Source organism: Arthrobacter sp. M4 (assembly GCF_020251205.1).
In the GTDB taxonomy this organism is placed as follows: Bacteria; Actinomycetota; Actinomycetes; order Actinomycetales; family Micrococcaceae; genus Arthrobacter.
The window spans coordinates 1-761 of sequence record NZ_JAIWYX010000052.1; the positions used below are offsets into that span (position 1 = coordinate 1).

Below are 761 nucleotides of genomic sequence, written 5' to 3' on the forward strand. Positions count from 1 at the left end.
GCCGGGCTGGCGCCGGTGCTTGTGTTGGTGAGGGTCCAGCGAAGGTACGTGGTGCAGTTTTGCAGGTCCAGGAACACCCCGCCAGGGGAGGCCAGGCTGAACCGGTACTGGTCGTGGGAGCCCTTCGTTTCCAGGTTCCCCGCCCCCGCCGCCGGCACCCCGTTCGACACTGACACCGGCAGGCTCACATCAAAGCTCTGCACATCGACCGGCATCAACGCAAACGAATACTGCCCCTGAAAATCGTTGGTGCCCACAAACTCCAGCGTGTACTGCCCCGCCGGAAGATTGCCGACCTCCTTATCCCCCTGGTAGCAGTACCCGGAGTTGATTGTCACTGAAGATCCTGTGATGGTGAGGATCCAGCGAAGGTACGTGGCGCAGTTTTGCAGGTCCAGGAACACCCCGCCAGGGGAGGCCAGGTTGAACCGGTATTGGTCGTGGGAGCCCTTCGTTTCCAGGTTCCCCGCCCCCGCCGCCGGCACCCCGTTCGACACCGACACCGGCAGACTCACATCAAAACTGTTTACTGCCAGCGGCATCAACGCAAACGAATACTGCCCCTGAAAATCGTTGGTGCCCACAAACTCCAGCGTGTACTGCCCCGCCGGAAGGTTGTCTATTTGTTTGTCGCCTTGGTAGCAGTAGCCGGAACCTGCTGCTGGCGTGATTCCCGTGTCAGTGTTTGTCACGGTCCAGCGAAGGTACGTGGAGCAGTTTTGCAGATCCAGGAAGACGGATCCGGCTGAAGCGAGGCTGAA

1 protein-coding gene is annotated in these 761 nt (G+C 60.4%); it reads right to left on the reverse strand.

Translation table 11 applies throughout. The annotated features are described in order from the left end of the window. A partial coding sequence (locus LD110_RS23355) for a hypothetical protein (protein ID WP_225502331.1) occupies positions 1-692 on the reverse strand: 692 nt, incomplete at its 3' end. Between the last annotated feature and the right edge of the window lie 69 nt (positions 693-761).